The 13,347-nt window shown below is 72.8% G+C and carries 14 protein-coding genes and 1 pseudogene; 11 read left to right on the top strand and 4 right to left on the bottom strand.

Features of this window, described 5'->3' with window-relative positions; translation table 11 throughout:
- Window positions 1-662, bottom strand: a 662-nt coding sequence (locus tag FV229_RS20500; protein WP_147753731.1) for a heparan-alpha-glucosaminide N-acetyltransferase, incomplete at its 3' end; no start/stop codon positions are given.
- Between the two features lie 375 nt (window positions 663-1,037).
- Here FV229_RS20500 and FV229_RS20505 point away from each other — a divergent pair.
- From FV229_RS20505 to FV229_RS20540, 8 genes are all read left to right on the top strand, one after another.
- Complete coding sequence (locus FV229_RS20505; protein ID WP_147753732.1) at window positions 1,038-1,643, top strand: cold-shock protein; 606 nt, start codon at window positions 1,038-1,040, stop codon at window positions 1,641-1,643.
- A gap of 86 nt (window positions 1,644-1,729) precedes the next feature.
- The gene (locus tag FV229_RS20510; protein WP_246688269.1) at window positions 1,730-2,152 is read left to right on the top strand and encodes a DUF192 domain-containing protein; all 423 of its coding nucleotides are present in this window, start codon (window positions 1,730-1,732) and stop codon (window positions 2,150-2,152) included.
- A 149-nt stretch (window positions 2,153-2,301) separates the two neighbouring features.
- Window positions 2,302-2,715 (top strand): hypothetical protein, encoded by a 414-nt coding sequence (locus tag FV229_RS20515; RefSeq protein WP_187273602.1) that lies wholly within the window; start codon window positions 2,302-2,304, stop codon window positions 2,713-2,715.
- Between the two features lie 81 nt (window positions 2,716-2,796).
- The gene (locus FV229_RS20520; protein ID WP_147753733.1) at window positions 2,797-3,678 is read left to right on the top strand and encodes a dienelactone hydrolase family protein; all 882 of its coding nucleotides are present in this window, start codon (window positions 2,797-2,799) and stop codon (window positions 3,676-3,678) included.
- 220 nt (window positions 3,679-3,898) lie between these two features.
- Complete coding sequence (locus FV229_RS20525; RefSeq protein ID WP_147753734.1) at window positions 3,899-4,357, top strand: response regulator; 459 nt, start codon at window positions 3,899-3,901, stop codon at window positions 4,355-4,357.
- Window positions 4,358-4,487: 130 nt separating this feature from the next.
- Window positions 4,488-5,648: an alpha/beta hydrolase gene (locus tag FV229_RS20530; RefSeq protein ID WP_147753735.1), complete on the top strand. Its 1,161-nt coding sequence runs from the start codon at window positions 4,488-4,490 to the stop codon at window positions 5,646-5,648.
- Window positions 5,649-5,677: 29 nt separating this feature from the next.
- Window positions 5,678-6,274, top strand: coding sequence for a glutathione S-transferase (locus tag FV229_RS20535; RefSeq protein ID WP_147753736.1), 597 nt, complete (start codon window positions 5,678-5,680; stop codon window positions 6,272-6,274).
- Between the two features lie 130 nt (window positions 6,275-6,404).
- On the top strand, window positions 6,405-6,605 hold the full coding sequence (locus FV229_RS20540; protein ID WP_147753737.1) for a hypothetical protein: 201 nt from the start codon (window positions 6,405-6,407) through the stop codon (window positions 6,603-6,605).
- Window positions 6,606-6,609: 4 nt separating this feature from the next.
- On the opposite strand, the gene FV229_RS20545 is transcribed toward FV229_RS20540, so the two are convergent.
- From FV229_RS20545 to FV229_RS20555, 3 genes are read right to left on the bottom strand one after another with little or no spacing between them, the layout of a single operon-like run.
- The gene (locus FV229_RS20545; RefSeq protein WP_147753738.1) at window positions 6,610-7,470 is read right to left on the bottom strand and encodes a formyltransferase family protein; all 861 of its coding nucleotides are present in this window, start codon (window positions 7,468-7,470) and stop codon (window positions 6,610-6,612) included.
- Complete coding sequence (locus FV229_RS20550) at window positions 7,470-8,237, bottom strand: SDR family NAD(P)-dependent oxidoreductase (protein ID WP_147753739.1); 768 nt, start codon at window positions 8,235-8,237, stop codon at window positions 7,470-7,472. The genes FV229_RS20545 and FV229_RS20550 overlap by 1 nt, the downstream gene beginning before the upstream one ends.
- A 33-nt stretch (window positions 8,238-8,270) precedes the next feature.
- Entirely contained in the window at window positions 8,271-9,578 is a 1,308-nt protein-coding gene (locus FV229_RS20555; protein WP_147753740.1) for a capsular biosynthesis protein, read from the bottom strand.
- Between the two features lie 356 nt (window positions 9,579-9,934).
- Between FV229_RS20555 and FV229_RS20560 the strand changes: the two genes are divergently transcribed.
- The 3 genes and pseudogenes from FV229_RS20560 to FV229_RS28215 all read left to right on the top strand — a co-directional run.
- Entirely contained in the window at window positions 9,935-11,455 is a 1,521-nt protein-coding gene (locus FV229_RS20560) for a capsular biosynthesis protein (RefSeq protein ID WP_147753741.1), read from the top strand.
- 10 nt (window positions 11,456-11,465) lie between these two features.
- Window positions 11,466-12,959: an LTA synthase family protein gene (locus tag FV229_RS20565; RefSeq protein WP_147753742.1), complete on the top strand. Its 1,494-nt coding sequence runs from the start codon at window positions 11,466-11,468 to the stop codon at window positions 12,957-12,959.
- A 213-nt stretch (window positions 12,960-13,172) separates the two neighbouring features.
- A pseudogene (locus FV229_RS28215) lies at window positions 13,173-13,347 on the top strand (sugar transporter); the annotation flags it as partial.

The following is a 13,347-nucleotide window of genomic DNA, read 5'->3' on the forward strand; positions in this document are numbered from 1 at the left end:
CGCCAGAGCCCGGGCCGCGAGCGCGCGAACCGGGGCAGGGCGATCCGCCCGAGGGCCACGCCGAACAGCACGATCCCGAACCAGGGGAACAGCGGCACGTAGTCGTTGGTCTGCGGCGCCAGCCGGCCGAGGCCGAGGAAGAACAGCGCGGGCGCGTCGAGGGCCGGGTGCGCCGCGAGGTGTGGCAGCGCCACGACCAGGGCGCCGGCCAGGGCCGTCACGATCGCCGGCACGAACAGGAACGGCAGCGCCAGCACGCTCGACGCCGCGATGCAGTGCAGGATGCCGAAGAAGATGAAGCTGTCGGGAAAGGCGAAGTATGTCGCGACCGTGATCAGGATCGCAGCCCCGCCGACCCGCAGCAGCCGCAGCAGGGTCGGCCGCAACCGCACGCCGCGCCCGTTCATCAGCACGAGGCCGACCCCGACCAGCACCAGGAACGAGCCGGCGATGACGTGCGCCGCGATCCGCCAGGCGGGCGACAGCGCTGCGTTCTCAGGCGTGAGGCGGAGGTAGCCGAGGTCCCAGGTCAGGTGGTAGGCGGCCATCGCTGCGAGCGCGGCCGCGCGCGCCGCGTCGATCGCGGGGATGCGGCCGGGCGCGGATGTCGGCGCGTCCGGTGAAGAGGCCGGGACGGGGGCAAGCGGGGGATCGGATCGCATGCCGGGCCCTAAGCATCATTCGCCGGGCGCGGCCATGGCCGGCGTCGAAATTCCTGCGCGGGACCAGGCCTCGGCCACTCATCCCAGCCCTGCCGCAACGCAGCAACAATCACGAGAATGTGACCGCGCTCGGTTGTCTTCACCGAGGGCCTTCGCCATCGGCAGGCCGGCGCAAAAGCGTGAGTCCCGACACGGACTTGGGCCGAACGCCGACGCGCCGGACCGCCGCAAAACCTTGGGAAATCGCGCCGATTCTCCGGCCGCTGCAACCGGACGCAGCAGGGCTGCCGGGCAAAGAGGCTTTCGCCGCCTCAAGACTTCGTTAATCCTGAGGCCGAAACGCACGTCGCGATTCGGTGTAGGTTGCTTATCGACATGTCTGACGGGTTCGGATCAGGGCCGGCGAGCGCACGGACGGACGGGGTGGGCATCGGCACCTCGCCGCAGGGCGAGGTCGACGAGCCGCTCGACCTCGTCGAGGTCTCGGGCCGGATCAAGTGGTTCGACGTCGCCAAGGGGTTCGGCTTCATCGTCCCGGACGACGGCATGCCGGACGTGCTGCTCCACGTCACCTGCCTGCGCCGCGACGGGCACCAGAACGCGAGCGAGGGCGCCCGCATCGTGGTCGAGGCGACCGAGCGCGCCCGCGGCTGGCAGGCCTTCCGCGTGCTGTCGCTCGACCAGTCCTTGGCGACCCACCCGTCCGAGCTGCCGATGCCGCGGACCCATGTCAGCGTGACGCCGACGAGCGGGCTCGAGACCGCCGTGGTGAAGTGGTTCAACCGCCTGCGCGGCTTCGGATTCCTGACGCGGGGCGACGGCACGCCGGACATCTTCGTACACATGGAGACCCTGCGGCGCTACGGTATCGCCGAATTGAAGCCCGGCGAGACGGTGCTCGTGCGATACGGCGACGGCTCCAAGGGCGTGATGGCCGCCGAGGTCCGGCTGCCCGACGGAGCCGTCCCGTCCTCGCATTGATGGTGCTCCGCTTGTCTCGCGTTCGAAACCTCCTCGCCGGCGGCCTCGCCCTCGGGCTTCTCGGCATGCCCGCGCTCCTACCGGCCATGGCTCCGGCCTCCGCTCAAGGCGCGCAGCAGACCAAGGCTCAGACCGAGCCGCTCAGCATCCGTTCGAAGGACGGCACCCACCGCTTCGACGTCGAGGTGATGCGCGACGACGCCGGGCGGACCCGCGGCCTGATGTTCCGCCGCACCATGGCGCCGAACCACGGCATGCTGTTCGATTTCGAGCGGTCCGAGCCGGTCGCGATGTGGATGAAGAACACCTACCTGCCGCTCGACATGGTGTTCATCCGCGCCGACGGCACCATCGCCCGGGTCGCGGCCGACACCGAACCGCTCTCCACCGCCATCGTCGCCTCGCCGGAGCCGGTGCTGTCGGTGCTGGAGCTCAACGCCGGGACCGCCGCCCGTCTCGGGATCAAGGCCGGCGACCGCGTCGAGCACCCTCTGTTCCAGGGCCGCTGAGCCAGAGCGCCGACGCGCTCCGAAATATGAACGCATCGAGAACATCGCGCTTGACGCCCGTTCCGTTGCGGATCAGTGTTCTTCGTATGTTCCACGCGGAACGGGCGCACGATCGTCGCGCCTCTCCCGCGAAGGTGGCGAGGATCCCGATGATCGACGCAGCTATCGCCCCGTGCGCCAAGGCCGTCCTGTTCCGTAACGCCGACTGGACGCTGTCGGGCGAAGGCCTCGAGCACCGCACGACCGGCTACTTCATCGGCCGCGACGTGCTCGGCGCCCGGCGCGCCGAGGGCCTTTGGGACTGGCCGCTGCAGATGGCCGAGAAGAGCTGGTGCCGGCCGAGCCTGTTCCGCGAGGCGTTCCTGACCGCGCTCGACCGGTTCGGCATCGCCCGCGACGCCGGCCTCGGCCAGGCCTTCGCCCTCGGCTTCGGCTTCCGCGCCGGGCAGGCTCAGGAGACGGACGGGTTCGTCGCACTCGCCGACCTGCTGCGGCCGCAGCCCGCGCCGCGGCCGGTGCCGGTGCCGGCGCGGCGTTCGGCGCGGATGTCCGCCGGCGCCTGAGCGTCCCGTCCTGACGGCGCCCCATGGTTGACCCGAGGCCGGCGACATGATGCGCTCGTTTGAGGGTTCGAGGAGCACGGCATGACGGACGGCGACGTAGACGGCAACGCGGGCCTCGACGGGTTGATCGTCCCGCCCCTGTCGCGCCGGGGCTTCGTGATGACGAGCCTGATCAGCGGCTTCACGCTCGCGGTCACGCCGGTGGAGGCGCAGGTCGTCCACACCGACGCCGCCGGGATCGAGGCGGGCGAGGTGCAGATACCGGCGGCCGACGGGCCGATGCCGGGCTACCGCGCCGTGCCCGAGGGGCCGGGGCCGTTCCCCCTGGTGCTGGTGGTCGAGGAGATCTTCGGCGTCCACGAATACATCAAGGACATCTGCCGGCGCCTGGCCAAGGCCGGCTACTGCGCCGTGGCGCCGGAACTCTATGCCCGCCAGGGCGACCTGTCGCAGATGACCGATCCCAAGCTCATCATCCGCGACGTGATCTCGAAGACGCCGGACGCGCAGTGGATCGGCGACCTCGACGCCACGGTCGCCTGGGCGACCTCCGCCGCCAAGGGCGACGGGGCCCGCCTCGGGGTGATGGGCTGGTGCCGGGGCGGCCGTGCCGCCTGGCTCTACGACGCCCACCGCCGCGACCTGAAGGCGGCCGTGGCCTGGTACGGCCCGCTCGGCGGCGACCCCACCGACATCCAGCCGCGCAGCGCCGGCTCGGTCGCGGCCGCGCTGAACGCGCCGCTGCTCGGCCTCTACGGGGGCGGCGACACCGGCATCCCGGTCGCCTCGGCCGAAGCCGCGCGCGACGCAGCGAACGCCGCCGGCAAGCGCGTGGAACTCGTCGTCTACCCGGACGCCCCGCACGGCTTCCACGCCGACTACCGGCCGAGCTACCGCAAGGACGCCGCGGAGGACGGCTGGCGTCGCGCCCTCGCGTTCCTGAAGGCGAACGGCGTCGGCTGAAGCCGGCCGGGCCGGGGCGCCGCGACCAGCGGTCACGGAGGCCTCCGGCCCGTCCTTCACGGCTGTGTGCCCTATCCGACACGGTGGGCGGGGCCGGTTTATGCCAGGATGCGCCGTGGCGGCCCGTGCACGCACGGATCGGCCTGCCGTGCGCATCGACGATGGCGATGACCGACCGATCCGAGGGGCCGACCATCCGGCCCGCCTAGAGTGTCCGGCCATGACCGACGTGACTTCGCCTGGACGGAAGCCCGTGATCCTCGTCGTGGAGGATCAGCCGGACGAGCGTTTCCTCGCCGCCACCCTCCTGGAGGAGACCGGCTTCACCGTGATCGAGGCGGAGACCGCCGAGGGGGCGCTCGCCATCCTGAACGATCGCGGCGACGAGGTCAGCGTCGTGTTTTCGGACGTGCGCACGCCCGGGCCGATCGGCGGTTTCGAGTTGGCTCGGATCATCGGCGTCACTTGGCCGCGGGTGCGGGTGCTCCTCACTTCGGGCGACGCCGGCGACCAGCCGAGCGACCTGCGGGTCTCGGCGACCTTCATCCCGAAACCGTGGCGGGCCGAGGACATCCTGGCCTGGGTCGAGCAAGCGGCCGGGCGGCCCGCCGGGTCGGGCTCGGGCCCCTCGGTGATCGGCCCCGGCGGGACGCTGATCCCGCATTCGCCCGAACCCTGAGCCCCGCAATGGGCAGCCCCGCCCGGTGGACGGGCCGCCGTGTGAACGTTGGCGCCTCGTCGCCTGCGCCGAATCTGCTATGCAGTCCCGCGAGCGGACCGCCGCAATCCTCGAAGCGATCGAGCCGTCCATGTTCCTGAAAGCCCGTCGCGGTCCGTTGGCCGCGGGCCTGTTCGCCCTCCTCGTCGCGGCGTCGCCCGCCGCCGCGGCCGCGCCGCCGGCGCAGCCGAACGACGGCCCGGGCGGCGTCGGCGACCGCAAGCTCACGATCGTCAAGCGCGCGATCGGCCGGACCGGCGCCTCGACCTTCGTCTTCCATGCGGTGGGCGCGGCCCCAGCCGAGGGCCGGCCGGTCGTGGTGTTCCTGCACGGCTGGGGCGCCACCAACCCGCAGAGCTACGGCGCCTGGATCGACCACCTCGCCCGTAACGGCTGGCTCGTCCTGTTCCCGCGCTTCCAGGAGGTGAACCGGACCCGCCCCGCCGACGCGGTCGCGAACGCCGAGGGCGCCCTGAAGGTCGCGCTCGACGCGCTCTCCGCGGACGCGGACGCCAAGCCCGACCTGACGAAGGTCGCGCTCATCGGCCATCTCGCCGGAGTCCCGCTCGCCATGGACATCGCGGCGGATGCGAAGGACCAGGGCCTGCCCGCGCCAAAGCTGGTGTTCGGCGTGATGCCGGGCGGCATCGCCAGCGGACCGAAATCGCGCGGCGTCGTGCTCGGCGACCTCACCAGGATCGTGCCCCAGACGCTGCTCGTCACCATGATCGGCGACCGCGACGCCCGCGCGGCCGACCTCGCGGCCCGCCGGCTCCTGCGCGAGGCGAGCGCGGTGCCGATCGAGCGCAAGCTGTTCATGCGCGCGCTCTCCGACGACCACGGCTTCCCGGCGCTCACCGCGACGCTCGCGGCGCCCGCCGGGCTCGACGCCGCCTTCGACGGCACCGCGATCAAGCTGCCGCCCGACCCTAAGGACACCAAGCCGCCGCCGTTCAAGTGGTCGGCGGACATGTCGCTCTCTGGCGAGCAGCAGACGCTCGTGGCGCAGATCAACAACGCGCGGGCCGACACCCTCGACTACCTTGCGTTCTGGAAGACCTTCGACCTCGCCGCCACTGCCGCCTTCGCCGGCCAGGACTTCACCGGCCTGAAGACCAATCCGCGCTTCGGCGACATGGAGCGCTGGGCCGACGGATGGCCGGTGAAGCGCCTGTTCGTCGAGACCCCGCGCGTGAGCCCGTCTCCCGCGGCGACGAACGCGAGCTCCGTGAAACCCGCCGCGCGGCGCTGATCGCGCCGCCTACCTCCGCGAGACCTTCGATGAAGCTGTTCCACTCGCCGACCTCGCCCTTCGTCCGCAAGGTGATGGTGACGGCCCACGAGCTCGGATTGGCCGAGCGCATCGAGCGGCTTCCGAGCGCCGTCCACCCGGTGGCGCGGGACGGGCAGGTGCTCGCCGCGCATCCGCTGGCGCAGGTCCCGACCCTGATCCTCGACGGCGGCGAAGCGATCGCCGACAGCCGGGTGATCTGCGAGTACCTCGACGCGCTGGCCGGCGGGCAGCTGTTTCCGGCACCGGGGGCGGCCCGCTGGGCGGCCCTGAACCTGCAGTCGACCGCCGACGCGGTGCTCGATGCCGCTTTGCTGATCCGCTACGAGCTGACCGCGCGCGCCGAGTCCGAGCGCTCGCAGGCCTGGATGGACGGGCAGGGCGCCAAGATCGCCAGCGCGCTCGACTGGTTCGAGACACAGGTCGGCGCGCTCGGCGGCGTCGACGTCGGCACCATCGCGCTCGCCTGCGCCCTCGGCTACCTCGACCTGCGCTTCGCCGACCTCGGGTGGCGCGAGGGCCGGCCGAACCTCGCCGCCTGGTTCGCGGGGTTCAGCGAGCGGGCCTCGATGCGCGCGACGGCCTGATCCGGCACGCGAGCGAAGGCCGGACCCGTCGCCGCGAAGGGATCACTCAGGTTCGGCACGACACGCCCGCACGCCCCTCCGGCGCGGTTCTTGCGGCGTACGGCATCCTCCGAGAGTGGGATGCCGAGCCATGCCCGATTTCGTCGCCGCGCTGCTTGCCGCCGCCGCCTTCTGCCTCGCGCTTATGGCACTGAACGCGCTGACGCGTCTGGTGCTCCAGTGGCACATTGCGCCGTCGGAGCTTGCTGAGAACGGTCTCCTGCAGGTCGGCGGCGCCCTGGTGCTCGCCCGCGTCGCCTACCGGCGTGCGCCGACCCGCCGCCACCCGTAGCCCCTCAGGCGCCGCGGGCCGACAGGCTCAGGGCCTCGCGCAGGTCGCTGACATCCGTGAGGTAGCGCCGCTTGCGGCGCATCGCCTTGAGGAAGCCGGCATCGGGAAACGGGCAGTAGGGCAGGACCGGCACGGTGCGGCCCTCCGGCACCGCGCCGTCGCGAGCCACCACGTCCAGCACCCCGTCGAGCAGGAGCCGGCCGTGCTCGTGCAGCAGCACCGCGGCGCGGGTCGCGGTCACGTCCGCAGGCAGCGCCACCTGCGCCTGGTCCAGGATCGCCCCGGCATCGATCGCCACGGCCAGCCGGTGGATCGACACGCCGAAGGCATCCGGCCCCTCGGCCAGCGCGTGGATCGTCGGCACCGGCCCGCGATGGTGCGGCAGCAGGCCGGGATGGACGTTGAGGCCGCCGAGCCGCGCGGCCGCGATCGTCGCGCCCGAGAGGATCTGGTCGAAGTGGAAGGTGACGATCAGGTCCGGCGCGTGAAGCCGCAACAGGTCGGCGACCTCGGGTCCGTTGACGTCGTCCACCGTCAGCGTCGGGACATCGCGCTGCCGGCACAGGGTCGCCAGCGGCGTCGCCTCGGGCGTGCCAGTGGTCCCGGCGATCCGCTGCGTCAGCGGGGCGACGAGCCGAAGCAGGTCCGGCAGGCCGAAGTTCACCGCCAAGTACGGCAGGACGGCCGGCCCGGAGCGGGCGAGGTGGCGCCGGACCTGGCCGACGAGGCCTCCCGTCGAGGGCCGCTCGGCGTTCGACAGGCCGACGAAGGCGATCTCGCCGGCATGGTCGGCGACGAACCGGCGCACGGCGCGCGCGTTCGGCAGCGATTCGAGGGCGAAGAGCGCGATCCTGGGCTTGCGCATCAGCGGCGCGGACGTAGCTGGAAGCGGAAGGCCCGCATGGCGGCGGTGCGCAGGAATTCCGGCGCGACCAGGCCGGCGCGGGCGAGGTGGAACAGCACGCTCGGGAAGGTGACGATCTCCTGGTTGCGCGCCAGCCCGCGGGCGATGCGCTCGGCGGCCTGGTCGGGGCTCATCTCCAGCGGACGCCAGCCCTTGAGCTGCCCGCCCATCGGCGTCTTCACGTAGCCCGGCATCACCACGTTCACCCGCACGCCCGTCGGCGCCAGCTTGGCGCGCAAGGCCTGACCGTGCGCCACCAGCGCCGCCTTGGTGCCGCTGTAGGAGGGTGCGTCGGCCAGCGGCGCGTATGCGGCGAGCGAGGAGATCAGCCCGATCTGGCCCTGTCCCCGCGCCGCCATGGCGGTCACGCAAGGCAGGACGACGTTGAGGCAGCCGACGAGGTTGATGTCGAGGGTCTCGAAGGCGACGTCCTCGCTCTCGACCGCGCCGGTCGGGTGCCCGCCGTTGACGCCCGCGTTGGCGATCACGAGGTCGATCGGGCAGTCCGCGTCGAGCGCCCGGATCCAGGCGCGGACCGCCTCGCGGTCGCGCAGGTCCAGGGGCACGGTCGTCGCCTCCGCCCCGCGCGCGCGGCATTCGGCGGCCACCGCGTCGAGGCGGCCGGGATCGCGGGCGTTGAGGGTGAGGCGGTTTCCGGGCCGGGCGTAGCGACGGGCCAAAGCCGCGCCGATGCCGCTCGATGCGCCGGTGATCAGGATGTGGGGCATGGTCCGGGTGCTACCGCACGCCGGTCGGCCGGATCAATACACCTCGGCGAGGCGGCCGGTCCCGACCTCGCCCTCGCGGATCGTTCGGGCGACGGCGACGAGGGCGTCTGGGAGCGCCGCCTCCATCCGCGGCACGGTGGCGGCGACGGCCCGCGCGATGGCGGATTTTGAGAAGTAGCCGCCGTTCACCTGCGTCCGGTGCAGCACGACGCGGCGGAAATCCGCCATCAGCCCGAGGTCCGGCGCGGTCGGCGCGGTCCAGAAGCCGTCGATGTCGCCCTGATGGGTGAGGCCGAGCATGTTGTAGATCGCGGTGCCGAGCGCCATCGTCGGCCGGCCCATCTCGAGCGAGAGCATCCCGACGGTGCTGTTGACGATCACCACGCCGCGGGCGCCGGCAATCAGGTTGGGCAGGTCGCCGCCGTCGATGAAGTCGAGGCGCTCGCTCACGCCGTGGCGGCGCGCCGAGGCGCGGGCGAACTTGCGCCAGTTGATCAAGCCGGCATCGAGGGGGTGGAGCTTGACCAGGAGGCGGCTCGGCGCCTCCGAGGCCTCGGCGAAGGACTTGATCACCCGGTCCATGAAGCCTTCGACCCCGAGGAAGGGGGAGTGCACGCGGATCTGGTAGTCGCTGTCGAGCTGGAGCGGCAGCAGGAAGTAGTCGCAGCCGACCGCGTTGTAGATCTCGTTGCAGCGCGCGGCCTCGCGCCGGGTGCGGCCGCGGCGGGAGAACTTCTTGATCCAGCCCGCATATTCCATCGCGATGTGCGTCGGGCGGTGGCTGCGGAAGCGCGGGTAGAGGTAGGGGAAGCAGACGTTGGCGACGTTGTAGCCGACGTCCCAGATGCTGCGGAGCGCCATGTCGCCGGTGGAGGGCATCGCGCGGCCGGGCTGCGGCAGGCGCCGCGCCACCGCCCGCACCGTCTCGGCGGTCTTCGGCAGGGTCGAGTATCCGTTCACGCCGCCGAGCTCGCAGGTGATCCAGTTCGGGCGGATGTAGCCCTCTTCGAACACGTGGACGCGCAGGCCCCGTGCGACCGCGACCGCGCGGGCGACGACGTGATAGGGGCGGCAATCGCCGAACAGGACGATGTCGGTGACGCCGTGGGTGGCGACGTAGGCGTCGAGCCAGGCTTCCCAGCCTGGGCGGGTGCCGCGGTAATGGTCGGCGTCGCCGCGCCAGAACAGCCAGTCGCCGGGGCAGAAGTTGATGCGGCGCACCCGATGCCCGCGGCCGGCGAGCGCCTTCCCGAGATCGGAGAAGAAGGTCGAGGCGAGCCCCTGGAGGAAGAGGAACGTCGCCGGGCTCGCATCGGTGGGATCTGGGCGAGGCTGAAGCATTCCGGAGCGCTCTGTACCTTCAGCAGACGGGACGGGGCCGCCATCACGGGTTGCACGGTCGAGACGGCCCGGCAATCCGAAGCCGCGCCGGCCCACCTGATTCCGGCGGACCGTGGCCGTCCGGCCACGGCGTCGGGTCCGATCGCGAACCGCCTCCGAGCTAGGTGTCAATCGCGGCGGCGATATGTCCGGGCCGTGTCGCTCCCCAAGCGTATCGCGCACTCCCTTTGCGGAAGCATTCGCCTGCGGGGGCCGAAGTGGGATAAAGCCCGCGGAGCCTGGGCAGGGGCGCGTCGCGGCCGGCGCGATCCGATGCCCATCAGCCGGCCGGCCCGGAGCCCTCGACCGACGTGGTGATGCGCCCGCCCCTTCCTGCCTCGCTCTTCGCCGTCGGACCCACGGTCCGGCTGCTGCGCGCCGAGATCGAGGCCGCCACCGGCAGCCGCTTCGGCGCGCTGGGCCTGGCAAGCGCCGCCGTCGTCTGGGGCGACGGCGCGGCCGCGCGGATGCTGCGGCTGGCCGGGCGTCCGGTGCTCGTGGTCGCCCCGGGGCCGCTGCTCAGCCCCTACGACCAGGCCGCGACCGGGTTTTCGAGCCTGACCCTGACTTTTGCCGGCGCGCCCGTCGGCGGGCGCGAGGCGCCGGGCGTCCACCATTTCGACCCCTGGACCCGCGCGCCCATCGATCGCGAGGACTGCGCCGAGCGCGTCGCCTGGCTCCGGGCGCGGTTTTCCGAGAATGCGCGGCGCGCCGTCTACGTCGGCATCTCGCGCTGGAAGCGGCCGGCGCTCGACGCCTTCGCCGTCGGCCCGGCGGGCGCGCCGATCCACACCATGACCACCGCCGACGCGGTGGCCGCCGCCAAGCGTCACGACGGGCAGGTGCTCGCCTGGGCGACCCGCGCTCCGGAGGCCCTGGAGAGCGCCTGCGCGGCGGCGGGCCTTCCGCTCGCGCGGGTCGAGGACGGCTTCCTGCGCTCGGTCGGCCTCGGCGCGAGCCTGCAGCCCGGCGCCTCGATCGTGGTGGACGATCGCGGCATCTACTACGATCCGCGCCGCGAGAGCCGGCTTTCGCGGATCCTGGCCGAGGCCGAATTCCCACACGCCCTCGTCGCGCGGGCGAAGGCGTTGCGCGAGACGATCGTCGCGCGGCGGCTGAGCAAGTACAATGTCGGGCTGGCAGTGGCGGCGGGCGACTGGCCGGCGGGGCGGCGCATCGTGCTGGTGCCGGGGCAGGTCGAGGACGACGCCTCGGTCCGCTACGGCTCGCCCAACGTGCGCTCGAACCGCGCCCTGCTCCAGGCGGCGCGGGCGCGCAACCCGGATGCGTTCCTGCTCTACAAGCCGCACCCCGACGTCGAGGCCGGGTTCCGCCCCGGTGCGATCCCCGAGGCCGAGGCGATGGCGCTCGCCGACCGGATCGTCTCGGGCCTGAGCATCGTCGACCTGCTCGACCGGGTGCACCACGTCGAGACCATGACGTCGCTCGCAGGCTTCGAGGCGCTGATCCGGGGCCTGAGCGTCGCCACCCACGGGCGCCCGTTCTATGCCGGCTGGGGCCTGACCGAGGACCTCGCGCCGGGCACCGATCGAGGCCGCACGCTCGCCCTCGACGAGCTCGTCGCCGGCGCGCTGATCCTGTATCCGCGCTACCTCGACCCGGTGGCGATGAAGCCCTGCGGCCCCGAGCAGCTGCTCGACCGCCTCAGCGCCGCCCGCGCCGCCGCGCCGCCGAGCGCCCTCGCCCTCGGCCGGCTGGGCGGCGCCCTGATGCGGACCCGCTACCGCCTGCTGAACCCGATCGTGCGGGCGCTGCGCGCCCGGCGCGGCGTCGCATCGGGCGGTGCGTCGAATCCCGACAAGCCCGGCCACGGTTGACGCGTCCCCCATGTCCTTCCTCTTCGCGACGCTTGCCGCGTTCGCCCTCTGCCTGGCGATCGAGTTCGGCCTCGGCGACGTGCCGGGGCGCGCGAGCCGAAAAGCCGGCGACCTCGCGGTGCGGCTTTGCGCCTACGGGTTGATCCTGCTGTTCTGGTTCGTGTTCTCGTGGCGCCCGTGGCTGGCCGCATCGAGCTGCGTGCTGACGGTGGCGATCCTCCACCTCGTCAGCCGCCTCAAGCGCGCGGTGATCGGCGAGCCGTTGGTGTTCAGCGACTTCGCCCTGCTGCCGCAGGTGCCGCGCCATCCGCAGCTCTACTACGTGCCGCCGCTCACCAGCCCGCGGATCGCCGGGCCGCTCCTGCTCGGGCTGGCCGGAATCGTGCTGTGGTACCGGATCGAGCCGAGTCTGCTGCCGGTCTCGCCCGCCGCCGCCGTGGTCGCCGTCGCCGCGCTTCCCCTCGGCCTCGCCGCGCTGATCGCCGCCGCCGGGCGCGGCCCCCTCGGCCGGTGGCTCGCCCGGTGCTTCCCGCGGCCGGACCTCGAGGGCGACCTCGCCCGCTTCGGCCTGCCCGCCTGCCTGATCGCCTACGCGCTGCGGTGGCGGGCCGAGCGCGACCGCCCGGCCTCCATCGCCGCGCCGGCGATGGTGCGGGCACCGGGCGACACGGTCGTTGTGGTGATCCAGCTCGAATCCTTCCTCGATCCCGCGCGGCTCGGCGGGCCGCACCTGCCGGCGATGGACCTGATCCGGGCGCGCGCGAGCGAGTACGGCCGCCTGCGGGTGCCCGCGCACGGCGCCTACACCATGCGGACCGAGCACGCGGTCCTCACCGGGCGGGCCGCGGGCGAGCTCGGCTTCGGCGTGTTCGATCCCTACCTCGCCTCGGGCGGGAACGAGCCGGACAGCCTCGCCCGCACCGCCCGGCGGAACGGCTACGCCACCACCTTCGTCCACCCGTTCCACCGCGACTTCTTCCAGCGCGCCCGGGTGATGGAGGCGTTCGGCTTCGAGACCCTGGTGATGGAGGAGGCGTTCGCCGACGCGCCCCGGGTCGGCCCCTATGTCGGCGACGCCGCCTTCGGGGCGCGCGTGCGCGCCGAGGTCGCGGCACGGCGCGGGCCGCTGTTCCTGTTCGGCGTCACCATGGAGAACCACGGGCCCTGGAAGCCGGGCCGCCTTCCGGGCATCGACGACCCGCTGGCGCAGTACCTCCACCATGTCGCCGCCGCCGGGCGGATGGTCGAGGACCTCGTGGCGGCGCTGACGGGGCTCGATGCGACGCTCTGCGTCTACGGCGACCACGCGCCCGCGCTCCCGACCTGCCGGCCGGGCTTCGGCGACAGAGCGACGGACTACGCGCTGTTCCGGTTCGGCCCCGCCGCCGCGGGCGCCCCCCGGCGGGTCGATCGCACCGCGGACGACCTCGGCCGCCGCCTGAGGGCGGCAATCGGCCGGGACGCGCCGTCGCCGCACACAAGCGTGGCCGTGCCACGGTGGTGACGCAATGCCGGGCGATGTCCGGGGCGCGCGCTTCCGGCGATCGTTAAAGCGATGGCAGGCTTTGGCGCGCAACGTCGAGCCACCAGGTCCGCGCACCGTCCGCCCGCGCTCCGGCGAGGGCTCGGTTCGCACAGGCTCGCGACGCAGACGACAGGGTCATACGCGGGTTGTGTCCGGCCTCATCGGGGCGGGATCGGCCCCGGGAGTTCGAAGATGGTTCGTTTCACGGCGCTGTTCGCGCTGACCGCCTGCCTCGTCGGCGGCTGTTCGGTTCTTCCGGCTTCGGGTCCGACGGCGCGGGCCGTCGAGGCGGGGGCGGAGGTCTCGACGCCGGAGGGGCTGCTGGCGCGCTACGAGCTCGTCGACGTGACGCCGGCCGTGATCGAGG

This window comes from Methylobacterium sp. WL120, from assembly GCF_008039465.1.
GTDB classification, from domain to species: domain Bacteria; phylum Pseudomonadota; class Alphaproteobacteria; order Rhizobiales; family Beijerinckiaceae; genus Methylobacterium; species Methylobacterium cerastii.